Source organism: Micromonospora sp. DH14, from assembly GCF_029809455.1.
In the GTDB taxonomy this organism is placed as follows: Bacteria; Actinomycetota; Actinomycetes; order Mycobacteriales; family Micromonosporaceae; genus Micromonospora; species Micromonospora parva.
This window is the reverse complement of record NZ_JARVKT010000016.1, coordinates 1-15,723: the sequence shown is the minus strand read 5'-3', so window position 1 is coordinate 15,723 and position 15,723 is coordinate 1. Positions and strand designations below refer to the sequence as shown.

The 15,723-nt window shown below is 70.3% G+C and carries 12 protein-coding genes and 3 pseudogenes; 7 read left to right on the top strand and 8 right to left on the bottom strand.

All coding sequences use genetic code 11. The features are described 5' to 3' along the window. Window positions 1-51: 51 nt before the first annotated feature. Window positions 52-2,187 carry an alpha-galactosidase gene (locus tag QCZ28_RS20885; RefSeq protein ID WP_279518221.1) on the bottom strand — a complete coding sequence of 712 codons (2,136 nt, stop codon included), beginning with the start codon at window positions 2,185-2,187 and terminating at the stop codon, window positions 52-54. Next, window positions 2,184-2,990: a carbohydrate ABC transporter permease gene (locus QCZ28_RS20880; protein ID WP_279518220.1), complete on the bottom strand. Its 807-nt coding sequence runs from the start codon at window positions 2,988-2,990 to the stop codon at window positions 2,184-2,186. The genes QCZ28_RS20885 and QCZ28_RS20880 overlap by 4 nt, the downstream gene beginning before the upstream one ends. Between QCZ28_RS20880 and QCZ28_RS20875 the strand changes: the two genes are divergently transcribed. The 4 genes from QCZ28_RS20875 to QCZ28_RS20860 all read left to right on the top strand — a co-directional run bounded on the left by QCZ28_RS20875 (window position 2,982) and on the right by QCZ28_RS20860 (window position 8,338). Continuing rightward, the gene (locus QCZ28_RS20875) at window positions 2,982-4,058 is read left to right on the top strand and encodes a beta-galactosidase trimerization domain-containing protein (RefSeq protein ID WP_279518219.1); all 1,077 of its coding nucleotides are present in this window, start codon (window positions 2,982-2,984) and stop codon (window positions 4,056-4,058) included. The two genes, QCZ28_RS20880 and QCZ28_RS20875, sit on opposite strands and share 9 nt — an antisense overlap. 37 nt (window positions 4,059-4,095) lie before the next feature. Continuing rightward, the gene (locus QCZ28_RS20870) at window positions 4,096-4,869 is read left to right on the top strand and encodes a DeoR/GlpR family DNA-binding transcription regulator (protein WP_279518307.1); all 774 of its coding nucleotides are present in this window, start codon (window positions 4,096-4,098) and stop codon (window positions 4,867-4,869) included. A gap of 119 nt (window positions 4,870-4,988) precedes the next feature. After that, window positions 4,989-5,735 (top strand): ABC transporter ATP-binding protein, encoded by a 747-nt coding sequence (locus tag QCZ28_RS20865; protein ID WP_279518218.1) that lies wholly within the window; start codon window positions 4,989-4,991, stop codon window positions 5,733-5,735. Next, a complete protein-coding gene (locus QCZ28_RS20860; protein WP_279518217.1) occupies window positions 5,732-8,338 on the top strand; it encodes an FtsX-like permease family protein in 2,607 nt (868 codons plus the stop codon). The genes QCZ28_RS20865 and QCZ28_RS20860 overlap by 4 nt, the downstream gene beginning before the upstream one ends. Window positions 8,339-8,361: 23 nt before the next feature. Here QCZ28_RS20860 and QCZ28_RS20855 read toward each other — a convergent pair whose 3' ends face one another. From QCZ28_RS20855 to QCZ28_RS34540, 4 genes and pseudogenes are all read right to left on the bottom strand, one after another. Further along, entirely contained in the window at window positions 8,362-9,021 is a 660-nt protein-coding gene (locus QCZ28_RS20855; protein WP_279518216.1) for a response regulator transcription factor, read from the bottom strand. A gap of 271 nt (window positions 9,022-9,292) precedes the next feature. Then, a pseudogene (locus QCZ28_RS20850) lies at window positions 9,293-9,532 on the bottom strand (histidine kinase); the annotation flags it as partial. A gap of 726 nt (window positions 9,533-10,258) precedes the next feature. Continuing rightward, window positions 10,259-10,480, bottom strand: a pseudogene (locus QCZ28_RS20845) (hypothetical protein); the annotation flags it as partial. Window positions 10,481-10,566: 86 nt separating this feature from the next. Next, window positions 10,567-10,840 (bottom strand): annotated as a pseudogene (locus QCZ28_RS34540) (DivIVA domain-containing protein). Here QCZ28_RS34540 and QCZ28_RS20835 point away from each other — a divergent pair. Both QCZ28_RS20835 and QCZ28_RS20830 read left to right on the top strand, forming a co-directional pair. Further along, window positions 10,823-11,020 (top strand): DUF397 domain-containing protein, encoded by a 198-nt coding sequence (locus tag QCZ28_RS20835; protein ID WP_279518215.1) that lies wholly within the window; start codon window positions 10,823-10,825, stop codon window positions 11,018-11,020. The pseudogene QCZ28_RS34540 and the gene QCZ28_RS20835 overlap by 18 nt on opposite strands. Before the next feature lie 463 nt (window positions 11,021-11,483). Continuing rightward, entirely contained in the window at window positions 11,484-12,446 is a 963-nt protein-coding gene (locus QCZ28_RS20830; protein WP_279518214.1) for a sporulation protein, read from the top strand. Between the two features lie 68 nt (window positions 12,447-12,514). On the opposite strand, the gene QCZ28_RS20825 is transcribed toward QCZ28_RS20830, so the two are convergent. Both QCZ28_RS20825 and QCZ28_RS20820 read right to left on the bottom strand, forming a co-directional pair. Continuing rightward, window positions 12,515-12,883, bottom strand: a complete 369-nt coding sequence (locus QCZ28_RS20825; protein ID WP_279518213.1) for a hypothetical protein — start codon at window positions 12,881-12,883, stop codon at window positions 12,515-12,517. A 179-nt stretch (window positions 12,884-13,062) separates the two neighbouring features. Beyond that, a complete protein-coding gene (locus QCZ28_RS20820; RefSeq protein WP_279518212.1) occupies window positions 13,063-15,105 on the bottom strand; it encodes a glycerophosphodiester phosphodiesterase family protein in 2,043 nt (680 codons plus the stop codon). Window positions 15,106-15,296: 191 nt separating this feature from the next. Between QCZ28_RS20820 and QCZ28_RS20815 the strand changes: the two genes are divergently transcribed. Beyond that, a complete protein-coding gene (locus QCZ28_RS20815) occupies window positions 15,297-15,716 on the top strand; it encodes a hypothetical protein (RefSeq protein WP_030333582.1) in 420 nt (139 codons plus the stop codon). Window positions 15,717-15,723 lie beyond the last annotated feature (7 nt).

Genomic DNA, 15,723 nt, shown 5'->3' with positions numbered 1-15,723 from the left:
AGGCTCTGCCGTTCTCGACACCCCGGCCACAACTTTTTCCAGAGAATCCTGTCAGTCGACCGCGTCGACCTCCAGCACCAGGCTCTGCTCCGGGTGCAGGGCGGGCAGCTGCACACCCACCCGGGTCAGCGCCGCCCCGCTGAGGGTCACACCCGCCGCCAACCACGCGGGCGCGGACAGGTCGAAGGTCGCCGGGGCCGGTACGCCTGACACCTGCCGCACCCGGTACCGCCGGTCGGGGTCGAGGCCGGGTAGCCGTACCGCGCCGGGAACCTGCGCCACCGAGGTGGTCAGCCGGGCCACCGCGTACACCGCTCGGGTCTGCTCGTGATCGACCACGCCGTGCGCCCAGACGGCCGGGTCCTGGTGGTCGACCCGGACCACCCGGCCGGAGTGCAGCAGCGGGCGCAGCCGCTTGTGCAGTGCCACCCAGGCGGCCAGCTCGGCCTGCTCGGCGACGCTGATCGACGCGATGTCCCACTCGATGCCGTGGTGGCCGAAGAGCGCGGTCGCCGCCCGGAAGCCCAGGTCGTGAACGCGGCGGGTGGTGTGCGAGCGTTCCGGGCCGATGTGGGTGCCGACAAGCTCCGGTGGCAGCAGCAACCCCGTCCAGCGCTGGATGCTGAGCCGCTCCAGGGCGTCGTTGCAGTCGCTGGCCCAGACCCGGTCGGTGCGCGCGAGGATGGCCAGGTCCACCCGGGCCCCACCGGACGAGCAGCTTTCGATCTCCACGCCCGGGTGGCGACCGCGCAACTCGTCGAGGAGCCGGTAGACCGCCAGGGTCTGCCCGTGCACCCCGGGGCGGCCGTGGTGCCCGGCCTCGGTGAGGTCCCGGTTCTGGTCCCACTTGAGGTACCGGATCCCGGGGTGGTCGGTGAGCAGCGCGTCGAGGCGTTCCCGCACGTAGTCGTACGCCTCGGGGCGGCCCAGGTCGAGCACCTGCTGGTGACGCCAGGCCGGCGGCAGCCGCCCCGGCACGGCGAGCAACCAGTCGGGGTGCGCCCGGAACAGGTCCGAGTCGGGGTTGACCATCTCCGGCTCGACCCAGAGGCCGAACTGGAGACCCTGGCCGGTGACGTGGTCGATCAGCGGTTGCAGGCCGTCCGGCCAGACACCCTCGTCGACGTACCAGTCGCCGAGCCCGGCGGTGTCGTCGCGCCGGCCGCGGAACCAGCCGTCGTCGAGCACGAACCGCTCCACGCCGATCTGCGCGGCCCGGTCGGCGAGCGCCCGCAGGCGGTCCAGGTCGTGGTCGAAGTAGACCGCCTCCCAGACGTTGAGGGTCACCGGGCGGGGGGAACGCGGGTGCCCGGGGCGGGCCCGCAGGTGGGTGTGCAGCACGTCGCTGAGCCCGTCCAGCCCGGCGTCGGAGCAGACCGCGTAGAGCAGGGGAGTCTCGTACGACTCGCCGGGGCCGAGCCGGATCTCCCCGGCTGCCAGCAGCTCACCGCCACCGAGCGTCGACTCGCCGGTGGGCCGACGCTCGGCGAACGTGACGTGGTCGCCGCTCCATGCGGTGTGCACCGCCCAGACCTCGCCGTGGCCGAAGCCGAAGCCGCTGGTGCCGGCCACCAGCAGCAGTGTGGCGTCATGCCCGGTACGACCGCGCCGGCTCTCGCGGACCCAGGCGCCGTGCTGCCACGGGTGCCGCTGGGGGGACCGTTCCCGGCACCACCGGCCGGTCAGGTCGAGCAGTTCGGTGGCGACCGCCGGCACCGGCAGCACCGGTGTCAGCTCCCGCAGTTCGTACCCGCTGTCGCCGTCGTTGCGCAGCCGGTGCCGAACGGTCAGCAGGCCGTACGGGTCGAGCGTGATCTCGATGGTCACGGTCAGCCCGGCGGCCGGGTCCGAGGCCCGCACGGTCACCCGCGCCGCGCCGGGCTCGCCGTCCCGTACGTCCAAGCCGTCGAGGCGGAAGCAGGTGGACCAGTCCCGCCCGTCGCGGTGCCCGGCCAGCCCCGGGCGGCCACTCCAACCCGCGCTGGCCTCCGGCAGCACCGACAGCACCGTCAGTTCGTCGAAGCTGCTCGGCACCACCGGCGGTGCTGTCGCGTCGGTGAGCTGGCGCAGGCCGTCGTCGTCGAGGTCGCCGACGTCGCCGCCCCAGTGCACGACCCGGGGCAGCCCCGGGCCGCGCGCGTCGAGCACCAGGCTGGTCCGCGCGCGGCGCAGGTGCAGGATCGTCATCCTTTGGAGGCTCCCAAGGTCAGGCCCCGGACGAAGTGCCGCTGGAGCATAAAGAAGATCACCAGGGTGGGAATCGCGACGAGCACGCTGCCCGCCGAGACCAGGTTGTTGTCGGTGAAGAACTCACCGCGCAGGTTGTTCAGCGAGCTGGTCACCGGGAACTTGTCGCCGGTGCGCATGAGGACGGTGGCCCAGAAGAACTCGTTGTAGATCCAGGTCACCTCCAGCGTCGCCAGCGCGGCCAGGGCCGGCCGGCACAGCGGCATGGTGACCTGCCAGTACTGCCGCCAGATGCTCGCCCCGTCGACCATCGCCGCCTCGTACAGGTCGCGGGGCAGCGCCTTCATGTAGTTGCTGAGCACGAAGACGCAGAAGCCGCACTGGAAGGCCACGTTGATCAGGATGAGGCCCCAGTAGCTGTCGTAGAGCAGCTCGGAGTCGCTCATGAACTCCGGCAGCGGCACCTCGGTGAACAGCCGGAACAGTGGGATGAGCAGCGCCTGCTGGGGTAGCAGGTTGGCCGCGGTGAAGACCCCCAGCAGGACGAGGTTGAGCTTCCAACTGAACCGGGCGATGACGAACGCCACGCAGGAGGCGAGGAAGAGGGTCAGCAGCACCGCCGGCACGGTGATGTACACCGAGTTGAGGAAGTGCTGCCCGAACTCCGCCGTCCGCCAGGCGGTGACGTAGTTGTCGAAGGTCCAGCCGCCGAACGAGACGTACCCGTTGCGGGCGGTGTAGTCGTACGAGCGCAGCGAGGTCAGCACCGCCCAGGCGATGACCCGTGGTTGTTGATGGAGCACTCCACCAGCGCTGTCAACTGGCAGCCGCGCAACGTCGCCAAGCTGCCCGGGCAGCTGCGCCGCAACAGCCTCGCGCACGTCGCCCGCGGCGCCGACGGGGTGCTCTTCTTCCAGTGGCGCGCCTCCCGGGCCGGCGCGGAGAAGTTCCACTCCGCGCTGGTGCCGCACGCCGGGCCGGACACGAAGGTGTTCCGGGAGGTCTGCCGGCTCGGCGCGGACCTGAAGGCCCTCGCGGAGGTACGCGGCAGTCGGGTGGACGCCGACGTGGCGATCCTGTTCGACTGGGAGGCGTGGTGGGGCGTCGAGCTGGACTCGCACCCCAGCGTCGACGTCACCTACGCCGACCGGCTGAACGCCCTGTACGGCTCGCTCTGGCGCGCCGGCGTGACCGCCGACGTCGTCCACCCGTCGGCCGACCTCAGTGGCTACCGGCTGGTCCTGGTGCCGACCCTCTACCTGGTCAGCGACGCCGACGCCGACGCGCTGCACCGGTACGTCGAGGCCGGCGGCACCGCCGCGGTCACCTACTTCAGCGGCATCGTGGACGCCAACGACCACATCCGGCTGGGCGGCTACCCGGGCGCGTTCCGCGAGCTGCTCGGCATCCGCACCGAGGAGTTCTTCCCGCTGCGCGAGGGCGAGCAGGTCCGACTCGACGACGGCAGCACCGCCGACGTGTGGACCGAGTGGCTGCACGCCGAGGGCGCGGAGGTGCTCGCCTCGTACACCGATGGGCCGCTGCCCGGCGTGCCGGCGCTGACCCGGCGCCAGGTGGGCGACGGCGCCGCCTGGTACGTCGGCACCCGGCTGGACGAGCCGGCCACCGACCGCCTGGTGGCCCGGCTGCTCACCGAGGCCGGCGTCCGCCCGGCGGCGTCGGCGCCGCCCGGGGTGGAGGTGGTCCGCCGCCGCGACGGCGACCGGAGCTGGCTCTTCGCGATCAACCACACCGACACGGAGGTACGCCTGCCGGCGCACGGCGTCGAGCTGCTCAGCGGCGCACAGTGCGCCGGTGAGCTGACGGTGCCGGCCGGTGAGGTGGCTGTCATCCGTGAGGATCGGCAGTGATCCGTACGACCGGCACGGCGCGAAGGAGGTTCCCCACATGCTCGCCCAGCAGCGGCAGACCGCCATCCTCGATCTGATCCGCCAACCTGGCGGGGTGCGGGTGAGTCAGCTGGTCAGCCGGTTCGGCGTGTCCGACATGACGATCCGCCGTGACCTGGAGGTGTTGGCCGAGCGCGGCCTGGTGGACAAGGTGCACGGTGGGGCGACCCTCGCCGGGCCGGGCTCCGCCGAGGAACCCGGCTTCGCCGCGAAGTCGATCCGCCAGCAGGCGGAGAAGCGGGCCATCGCCGAGCGGGCCGCGACAATGGTGGAGCCGGGGATGGCCATCGCGCTCTCCGCCGGCACCACCACCGCCGCACTGGCCACGCTCCTGTCCGACGTACGTGGGCTGACCGTGGTGACCAACTCGATCCCGGTGGCCGACGCGCTGTACCAGAACCCGCGCGCCGACCAGACCGTCGTGTTGACCGGCGGCATCCGCACCCCGTCGGACGCGTTGACCGGGCCGGTGGCCGAAGCGGCGATCAGCGCGCTCAACGTCGACCTGCTGTTCCTCGGTGTGCACGGCCTGAGCCCACGCACCGGCTTCACCACGCCCAACCTGCTGGAGGCCGGGGTCAACCGGTGCCTCATCGGCGCGGCCCGCCGACTCGTGGTGCTCGCCGACCACACCAAGTGGGAGACGATCGGCATCGCCACCATCGCCCCCCTGGAAGCCGCCGACGTCCTGATCATCGACGCCGGCCTACCCGCCGAGGCCCGCACCACAATCGGCGAACAGGTAGGCGAACTGGTGATCGTGCAGCCCTGAAGCCCCGCCCCCGCCGTCGTGAGCGTTGTACTGCTTCACGGCACTACAGTCAGCTGTACCTCATCTCGGGTGGTAGGCGGTATCGGCCCAGGCTGCCACCGTTCCTAGCATCGGAACGCATGAGACCCAAGGGAGACCGGTCGTACGCGGTGCGTTTGGAGTCGGTGTCGAAGGAGTACGGGTCGGGCAGGAACGCGGTACGGGCTCTCGACGCGGTAACAGCCGACTTTCCGCGCGGTACGTTCACCGCCGTCATGGGCCCGTCCGGGTCCGGCAAGAGCACATTTCTGAACTGTGCGGCCGGTCTCGACCGGCCGACGTCGGGCCGGGTCATGCTGGGTGACACGGAGCTGTCCAGCCGGTCGGAGACCGAGTTGACCGAGCTGCGGCGGGACCGGATCGGGTTCATCTTCCAGGCGTACAACCTGCTGGGGGCACTGACCGTCGAGGAAAACGTCACGCTGCCGCTGCGGCTGGCGGACCGGAAGACCGACCAGGCGTACCTGCGAGAAGTGCTCACCGCAGTCGGCCTCGGCGAGCACGTCACGCGCCGCCCGAGCGAACTGTCCGGCGGTCAGCAGCAGCGAGTCGCGGTCGCCCGTGCGCTGATCACCCGCCCGGAGGTAGTGGTCGCGGACGAGCCGACCGGAGCGCTGGACACCCGGTCCAGCAAACAGGTTCTGGAACTGCTGCGACACGTTGTGAACGACATCGGCCAGACGGTGCTGATGGTCAGCCACGACCCAGTCGCCGCCTCCTTCGCCGACTCGGTTGTGTTCCTCGCCGACGGCAGGATCGCGGGCGAGCTGACCCGACCTACTCCGGAGCAGGTGGCATCGCACATGACGCACCTGGGCGAGTGGTGATCCGGGGCATCCGGCGGCTGGTCCACCTTGTGGTGCCGTACCGCAAAGATCTGTTGCTGGGATGGAGCACGATCAAGGGGCGTAAGGGCGGCTTTGTCGGCTCGTTCATCGCGATCGCTGCGGGCTCGGCAGTGATCACCGCATGCGGGATATTGCTGATGTCCGGGCTCGGCACCGGTGTGACCCCCGAGCGCTACTCGGGGGCGGCGGTGGTTCTCGGCGCTCAGCAGTCGTTCTGGCTGGACGAGTCCGCCGAGGTCCGCTACAGCGAGCGCGTCACGCTGCCCGTCGACAAGGTCGCCGCCGTCGCCGCGGTGCCCGGAGTTCAGTCCGCGATCGGAGACGTCAACGTCGAGGTCGGCGTGCTGACCTCGGACGGCGACGCGGTGGCTGGCCCGGACAGTTTCCCGGTGTTCGGGCACGGCTGGTCCGCTGCGGCGCTGGGTCCGTTCCGGGTCCGTGCGGGCCGCGCGCCCGCCGCGCCCGACGAAGTCGTGCTCGACGCCGACCTCGCCGCGCGCGGCGAGGTGTCGCTCGACGCGACGGTGCGTCTCGTGGTCGGCTCGATCCCGTCGTCCTACCGGGTGGTGGGCATCACCGTTGCGCCGGGGGATTCGTTGGACCGGCAGTCCGCGGTGTTCGTCACCGATGACCAGGTGATGAAGCTGTCCGGCCGTCTGGACCGAGTGGACGCCATCGGTGTGCTTTCCGCACCCGGTGTTACATCGGAGCAGTTGGCCGAGCGCATCACGGCCGCTGTGCCGGGCGTGGTGGCCCACACCGGCGTGGGACGCGGCGACGTGGAGTTCTTGGACGTGGGCGACGCGCGCAGCCTGGTGGTCGAGACGGCGGCCTCGTTCGGCGGCACCATGGTGCTGATCGTGGTGTTCGTGGTGGCCAGCACCCTCGCCCTGTCGGTGCGGCAGCGCAGGCGCGAATTGGCCCTGCTGCGCGCCATCGGCGCGACGCCTATGCAGATCCACTGGATGATCGGCGCTGAGATGACCTTGGTGTCGTCGGTGGGCGCCGTGGTCGGCGCGGTGCCCGGTGTGGCGCTCGCGTTCGTGATGCGCGGCGTGTTCGTCCTCGCGGACGCAATGCCCCCGGACTTCCAGATGCGGGTGGGGTTGTTGCCCGTCCTGGCCTCGCTGGTGCTGTGCATGACCAGCGCCCGGCTTGCCGGCTGGCTGGTGGCGCGCCGGCTGGCTAACGTCAGCCCGGTCGAGGCGTTCGGAGACGCCGGGGTCGAGCCCAAGAGGCTCGGCTGGATCCGGCTGACCATCGGCGTCCTACTCATTCCGCTCGGGCTTCTGTTGACCTTGGGCAACGTCGCGTCGCCGGGCGACTCGGCCGCCGACACCGCGGGGAGCGCGGTCCTGCTGTTCGTCGTGGCGCTCGGGTGTCTGGGGCCCCTGCTGCTTCGCGGCGCCATCGTGCTGTTCGGCTCGCGCCTGAGCCGGCAGTCCACGGCCAGCGGTTTCCTTGCCCAGGCCAACGCGCGGGCCAACGCGCGGCGGCTCAGTTCGGCCACCACACCGCTGGCCATGGGCGTGACCCTGGCCGCCGTGCAGGTATTTGGCGCCTCCACGACGATCGCGGGGGCGCAGCACCAACTCGAGGACGGCCTGCGGGCCGACCACGTGCTGACCGCGTCATCCGGTGCCGGGGTGTCCCCGGAGGTCACGGACGCCGTGCGCGGTGTGCCCGGCGTCGCCGTGGCGACGCCGGTGGCACGGATGCAGGTGCTGTTGACCTTCCCGTCCGAGGACAGCACCGCGACCAAGGTCTTCGCCGCCCAGGGTGTGGCGCCCGAACGGCTCTCCGAAACCATGGACCTCGCGGTGGACCAGGGCGACATCGCGGAACTGCGGGGTGAGGCGGTGGCGCTGAGCCGCGTCGCCGCGCAGACCGTCCGGGCGAAGGTCGGCGGAACGGTCGAGCTGCGGCTCGGCGACGGCACGCTGGTCAAGCCGCGGGTGGTGGCGATCTACGAGAACGGGTTGGGCTTCGGGGATGTCACCCTGCCCAACGACCTCGTCGTCACCCACAGCACCGCGCGGGTGGACACCGCGGTGCTGATCAGATCGGCGGACGAGACCGACCCGGAGGCGCTCGCCGGCGCGCTGCGTGGCGCCGTCGCACGCTACCCGACGGTTCAGGTCGACGACCGGCAGACGTTCCTGGCCGCCCCTGGGCCCGGCGGCTCGGGTGACTGGGCGCTGAACCTGCTGTTCCAGACGGTACTGCTGGGCTACATCGCCATCGCCGTGGTGAACACCCTGGTGATGGCGACGGCGGCGCGGGTTCGCGAGTTCGCGATGCTGCAACTCATCGGCGCCAGTCGAGACCAGGTCCGCGCGATGATGAACGGGGAGGCCAGACTCGTGGTCTCTTCGGCGCTGCTGTTCGGCTTGCTCGCGACGATCCCGCCGCTGATCGGTATCAGCCTCGGATTAACGAAGTCACCCGTTCCCAGCGTTTCCCTCACCGGGCTCATCGCGATCGTGACGCTCACCATCGCGCTCTCCTGGGGTGCCATCAGGATGGCCACCCGGTACGCGTTGCGACCCGCGCCGGTCGACGCGATCGGCGTTCGCGAGTGATCGACGACGGAGACGGGGTCAGGTCAGCGACCGCTCATCTGACCCGCGGCGTTGAGGTAGGCAAGGACGGCGAGGACGCGGCGATGGCCGCTGTCGGTCACGGCGAGCCCGAGCTTGGCGAAGATGTTGCCGATGTGCTTGTGGACAGCGTTGTCGGTGATGACCAGCTGCGTAGCGATGGCGTTGTTGTCGTGACCCTGTGCCATCAACGCGAGCACCTCGCGTTCACGGGGGGTGAGAGCGGCGATCGGGTTGCCGGCGCGTTGGACGAGCTGCGCGATGACCTCGGCATCCATGGCGGTACCACCGGCGGCAACACGGCGTAGCGCGTCGACGAACCCGTCCACCCGGCTGACCCGGTCCTTGAGGAGATAGCCGACGCCACCTCCGGTGGTGGAGAGCAGCTCGGCGGCGTACTGCTGTTCGACGTACTGCGACAACACCAGGACTGGTAGGCCAGGATGCTCCCGGCGGGCCTGCAGGGCGGCTCGGATGCCCTCGTCGCGAAACGACGGCGGCAGCCGGACATCGACGATCGTGACGTCCGGCCGGTGCTCCCGCACGGCGGCGAGGAAACCCGCCGCATCCTCGGCGATGGCGACGATCTGGAAGCCCACGCGGCCCAGCAGCAGTTCCAGCCCGGTGGACAGCAGCACGTTGTCCTCCGCGATCACCACCCGCACGGCAGCTCCACACTGATGGCCGTCGGCCCGCCGACCGGGCTGTCGACCTCGACGGTGCCGTCAAGCGCCAGTACCCGGCGACGGCGAAGTAGACGACGGCCTCCACGGCCGGCGGTACCCGTTCGAGGTCGCCGATGTCCAGCCGAGTCGGCACCCCGCAGCCGGTGGTCACGGCGGTCAGGGCTCCGTCCAAACCCCGGTCGGCGAGAATAGGCGGATAGACGGATCGGATCACCTCGCGCAGTTCGGTCATCGCCTCTTCGGCCCCTTCGTGTGCGTCCCGAAGAAGTCCTTCCACGAACTGCTCGTCTCGCGGATGGTCGGAGAACGCCTGCCGGGCCACGGCCAGCCGCATCGCGATGGCCACCAGCCGGGCCTGGGTGCCGTCGTGCAGATCACGTTCGATCCGGCGCAGCTCCGCGCCGTGAGCGTCGAGCACGTCCGCGCGGGTGCGAGTCAGCACAGCTACCCGTTCGGCAAGCTGTTCGCTCGTCGAGTGCGACAACACCATCAGGCAGATCCGGGCATGCGCGCGAGCGAGCGGCGGGAAGCCCACGTACGCCAACGCGGTGAGCAGGAGGATCTGCAGTGAACCGAGGGTGAGGGCGGTCGTCCAGCCGGTCACCGGAACGTCGATAAACAGCCGTGGTCGATCCTCCAGCCTGAACACCCACCATAGCGGCGTGCCGATCACGGCGACGACGATGTTGCCCACGCACAGCAGCGCGGGCAGGCCAAGCGCCACCCCGGTCATCACGTTCACCGGCAGCCACAGCAGGGCACGGGAGGTACGGACCGTGGCCGGATCGGCCCATACCCCGCGTCCCGTCGCGGGTAGAGCAGGACGCGACGCCAACGGCGCACCGAGCAGCCGACCGGCGCGCTCCCGGTGCCAGTTCGCCCAGAGCCGGGCGAGTCGCGGGATCCACAGCAGGGGCAGCGCGAGCACCGTCACGACCCCGGAGAGTAGCGAGCCCAGCAGGTAGACCCCGCTCCGCCGCACCTGCACCAAGCGTCGACCCCGCGTCACAGGATGTCGTTTCCCTGTACCCGCTGAGGAAGCTCGCCTTGCCGACACGGCGTCGAGTCTGCCCGGCGGCCAACGCCGATGCCATGACTGTCAGCGGGCGACCAGTCAGCGACGCGGCAAGTCGGTGAGCGATGTAGCGAAGTTCACAGCAGAACCCGCAAGATCGCGGAAGGGGGGCGGGGCTCGACCGCCTCGCTGGCCGTCGTTGGGCAGGCAGGCTCCAGCGTGGTCGGCCTGCCGCGCGCACCGGCGGTGGCCAGGCATGAGCCGGTCGCAGAAAACCCAGTGTCGTACGTGCTGCGCGTCCTCGGCCGAGACGGTGGTACCGCCGACGTCGACCTGCGGCGTGGAGGCCAGCGACCGGGCGATGGTCCGCGCCAGGTCCACTGCCTCGGCCAGGTCGGTGACCGCCACCGGCAGGTGGATCACATGCCGAGGCCCCTCCGTGTACGCCTTGAGAGCGAACCGCGGCAACGGCGTGAAGAGCCCGCTGTACTGATGCTCCCATCCCGGGCTCACGGCTGACGCCGCTCGGACCAGGTGCTCTGCCAGTCGCGCAGCGCTCGCTTCACCCGGGGCGTTCTCCTCGCTGAGCCGAGCCACGTCATGGTGCAGCGTCGCCAGGTCGAGCGCGACGCGGTGCAGGAACCGTCGTACCTCTGCGGGGTCCACGCCTCGTCGGCCGAAGCCGACGACGGTGAACTGCCGGTCGCGGACCTGGCTCGGGTGCAGCCGAGCCAGCCGAGCGCCGCCGTGGGGCGTGCCGAGTTCATGCCCGTCGCCTGGCATATCAGCACCAGAAGCCCCGACAACGGCGGCAACTGTGTCGAGGCCGGGCCCGTCCTGGACGGTTCCGGTCGAGTGGCGGTTCGCGACAGCAAGGATCGCGCGGCAGCGACCCTCGTCTACCCGGCTGGCGGCTGGATGGCCTTCGTCAACGGGGTGAAGGACGGCGATTTCGCGCCCTGATGCGTGATCGACTCGGGTTGCTGAAAGTCGGGGCGTCACCGCGACCAGGACACCCCGACTTCCGTGAACGCGAGTCGATCACCTCTGCCGGTGCCACCTTTCAGCATGCCGGCAGTGCGGAAGTCTGGCCTGGGCTGCGTTCGGCGGCCCGCGCCGTCGTCGTCGCTCTGACCAGTCTCCCGGTCCGTTTGGGCTGCACAGCGGAAGGTCGAACGCCTGATTCGTTTGCGACATCAGCTCCAAAGGCTCGTCAACGGGCATCCGCCCCTCCGCTGACGCTGAACGGGAGGCGGACATCGGGCGGCCGAGCTGGTGATCGCGGATGCGAGTCGATCAGGCGGCGCCGACGCCGACGGTGTCGGCGCGTCGCTTCACAGCCATCTCACAGGGGTGCTGGATAGGGTGCCGGTCGAGTCAACGTCCGACTCCAGCGTGGAGCGGTCGGCGTCGCACAGGAGTTCCGATGGTCTTCAAGAAGATGTTGAGCGCGTTCGGTGTGGGCGGTCCCAGCGTGGACACCGTGCTGACCAACCCCAACACCCGGCCCGGCCTGACCCTCGACGGGCAGGTGAACCTCGTCGGTGGCGACGCTGAGGCAGCCATCGAGCAGGTCGTGATCGGCCTGGTCACCCGGGTCGAGGTCGAAGGACACGACACCGAGTACGCGGGCACGATGGAGTTCCACCGCATGGCGGTCAGCGGGTCGTTCGTCCTCGCACCGAAGCAGCAACTCTCGCTCCCGTTCCAGCTGCCGGTGCCGTGGGAGACCCCGATCACCGACGTGTACGGCCAGCGCCTGCACGGCATGACCATGGGTCTGCGCACCGAGCTGGCCATCGCCCGTGCTGTCGACAAGGGCGACCTGGACCACGTGGCGGTGCACCCGCTGCCCGTGCACGAGCGGATCCTGGAGGCGTTCCAGCGCCTCGGTTTCCGCTTCAAGAGCGCCGACCTGGAGCGCGGTCACATCCGGGGCGTGCAGCAGACGCTGCCGTTCTACCAGGAGATCGAGTTCTTCGCCTCCCCGCAGTACGCGAGCACGATCAACGAGGTCGAGCTGACCTTCGTGACCAGCCAGCGCGGCGTGGAGGTCATCCTGGAGTGCGACAAGCGCGGCGGGTTCCTCAGCGCCGGGCACGACGCGTTCGGTCGGTACCAGGTGTCGCACACCGACGTCGACCGGGTGGACTGGGCGCAGGTCGTCGACGGTTGGCTGCGTGAGACCACGTCCCGCTACGGCAGCCTGCGCTCGCAGTACGGCCACGGGTACGGCCCCGGTCACGGTCACGGGCACGGCCGAGGCGGCATGGGGGTCGGCGGTGTGGTCGCCGGTGCGGCGCTCGGTGTCGCCGGCGGCATGATCGCCGGCGAGATGATCGAGGACGCGTTCGAGGGGGACTTCGGCGACTTCGGTGGCGACGAGTAGCCGTCGCACAAACGACGACAGTGGCCTCCGGGAGCAGTCCCGGAGGCCACTGTGCTACGCGTGACGCGTCAGTGCTTGCTGCGTTCCCGGCCGGACCGGCGCGCGGAACCAGCCTTCGACAGACCACGGCTCACCAGGTAACCACCGGTCAGAATCGTCAGGAACAGCCACGCCTGGCTCGGGTTGTTGATGTTCAACCCGTTGGCGGTGGTGCCCTTCCAGAACGCGGAGATCACCACGAGCGCGACAGCGGCGGCGTAGACCCAGAATTCCGTCGTCAGGAACGCCTGCTTGGTCTCCGTGCCCGGCGACGGCATCGGGTCTCGGTGCCCGTCCCGCATGGACGGCATCTGCTGCGTGTCCCGCATCATGGCGGGGTTCTGCGGGTCGTTCATGGGCCGGTTCATCGGCCGGGTGGAAGCAGCCTGCGTGCTCATCTGGTCCTCCTCAGGATGCGATGAGTCGTACCTGCATTCCCTCGCCCCGCTACCGCGTGTCGGCCACGGCACGGTTCGCTTTCGTGGCGGGGACAACCCCCGACTACCCGAGGCACCGGAGCAGGTAACACCGATCGCCGGCCGGAAAAATCCGGCCGGCGATCGGGTGGTTCGGCGGGTCAGCGCAGGCCGTTGCGGATGGCCACGCGCACCAGAAGGTCCGGGTCGTCGGTGATGATGCCGTCGACGCCGAGGTCGATGACCCGCTGCATCACCGTCGCGTCATCGACGGTGTACGGGATCACCTTCAGGCCGTCGCGCGCCTGCAGGGTCCGAACGTCCGGTCCGTGGAAGTACGCCGGGTTCTCCCGCAGGTACCAGTCGGCGGACGCGACGGTGCCCTGCTTCGGGTCGTGCACCTGCCAGTTGGCGGACACCGTGCCGGCGCCTGCCGCCCGGGTCAGCTTGCCGAGGTCCTGGTACTTCCACCAGTCCAGCCCACCGGTCCACGGGCTCTTCACCGCCGGGTTGCCGTAGACCGCCTGCAGCGAGCACTCGTCGGCCAGGGTCGTGCACTCGGCCGGGCCGTACTGCCAGACCAGGGCGACGGTGCCGATCCGCCGGTCGAGCTGCCGGGCGTACGTGATGGTGCGCCAGTCGAACGACTGGATGGTGGCCCGGTTGGTGAAGCCGGCCCGTTGGATCGCGTCGACGAGCTTGCGGGTGAAGCTGCGGTACGGCTCGGTATCGTTCACCACCGGGCTGATATTCGTTTCGATGTTCATGCCGATGTCGGTGCGGCCACTGGCCTTCACCAGGGCGAAGACCTCGTCCAGGGTCGGGATCCGGGCACCGGGCGCGGGCACCTGGGCGGGCAGCTCGGGCAGCGTCTTCGTGCCGCAGTCGACGGTCTTGAGTTGCGCCAGGGTCAGCTCGTGCACCGGCTTGCCCACGTACGGGAACATCCGGTCACCGGGGCGTACCGGCTTGGTGTCGACGCAGTGCGACCCGTTGACGGTGCGGTCGTGCAGCACCACGAGCTTGCCGTCGGCGGTCACGCCGGTGTCCAGCTCCAGGGTGGAGATGGCCCGGTTGGACAGCGCGTTCGAGAACGCCGGCAGGGTGTTCTCCGGCCGGGTGGCCCGGCCACCGCGGTGCGCCTGGATGTCGAACGGCGCGGCGTACGCCTTCGGCAGCCGGTAACCGCGCTGCGCCAGCACGCCGCGCAGCCGGTCCGGGTAGTCGGTGATGATGCCGTCCACGCCGTCGTCGATGAGCTTGGTCATGGTCGGCACGTCGTCGACCGTCCACGGGATCACCTTGATCCCGTACCGGTGCGCCCGGTCGACCATCTCCTTCGTGACGTACGGCTGGTAGCCCGGGTCGGTGACGGTGCCGTTCTGCGGCATGCCGTGCACCGGAGAGAAGGCACTGGCGCCGAAGCTGCGGATCGCCCTGATCGGGTCGCCACCGAAGTCGTCGATGTCCAGCCCGCCCAGCCAGGGCGAGGCACCCGGCTGGCCGGTCTGCAGGAAGTCGTAGTTGGTCAGGGCCACCAGCGGCAGCTTCGGCTCGACCTGACGCATGCGCATCAGGGCACCCCAGTCGAAGCTCTGGATGGTCACCTGCTTGAGCAGCCCGGCGGCGCGGACCTCGGCGGCGGTGACCCGGACGAACTGCTCGCGGGGGGCGGTCTCGGTCGGCGCACCCGCCTCGACCTTGGTTTCGACGTTGAGCTTCACGTCCTTCGCCCGGTACCGGTTGACCAGCGCGAAGACCTCACGCAGCAGCGGCATCCGGGCACCCGGGACGGCGACCTGCCCCGGCTTGTCGGCGAGGGTCTTCGAGCCACAGTCGAGCGAGCGCACCTGGGCCAGGCTGAGCGTGTTGATGTACTTCCCGACGTACGGGAACTCCGGGTCACCGGGCGTCACCGGGGAGGTGTCGACGCACTTGGTGCCGGTGACCTTCCGGTCGTGGGTGACGACGGCCTGGCCGTCCTCGGTGATCTGCACGTCCAGTTCGAGGGTGCTCACCCCGAGTTGGAGGGCGTTGCCGAAGGAGGCGAGGGTGTTCTCCACCCGCAGCCCGAGGCCACCCCGGTGGGCCTGCACGTCGAATGTCCGGTCCGGTCGCGGTTTCGCCTGGGCGGGCACCGCGAGCCCGGTCGTCACCGTCGCGGCCACCAGGGCCGCGACGGCGGTACGGCGTACTGTGCGCACGCTGTCATCCCCTCCTGCCGGCGGGCACCTCCCACCGGTCGCCGGACAGCATGGACATCTCGGGCTGCGGGCAGGCGGCCAGCGGGCGGCGCGACGGTGAACCGCCGTGGACGACCTCCCGGTCACACCGGGTTTGGTCGGCCGGTCGTCGGGCACGCAGTCAGTTCCACAGCTTCTGCGAGGTGATGGACGTGCGTGAGGACGACATGCGGCAGGACGCCGCCCGCGAGGCCGAGGACCGGATCGCCGGCGGCGTGTACGGCAAGGGCGCCCTCGACGAGGTGACGGTGCCCCGCACCGATGTGGAGAGTCAGATCCAGCGCGATGACCCGTTCGATCCCGCGAAGGAACGGATCGACCCGCAGGTGCTGCGCGACGGTGGCCCGGTCGGCGGTCAGGGCGCGGTGACCACCACCGGTGGCACCGCCGGGCCGGCGAGCGTACGCCGGGTGGCCCGACAGCCGGAACGACACCCGGGCACCGTCGCCCCGACGACGACCGGCGACGCCACCACCGGCGGCCTCAGCACGCCGAGCGGCGGTGGCACCAGCGACCAGTCCACGTCCGCAACGGGCCCGGCAAAGTCCATCAGGGACAAATCCAACGACTAACCCCACC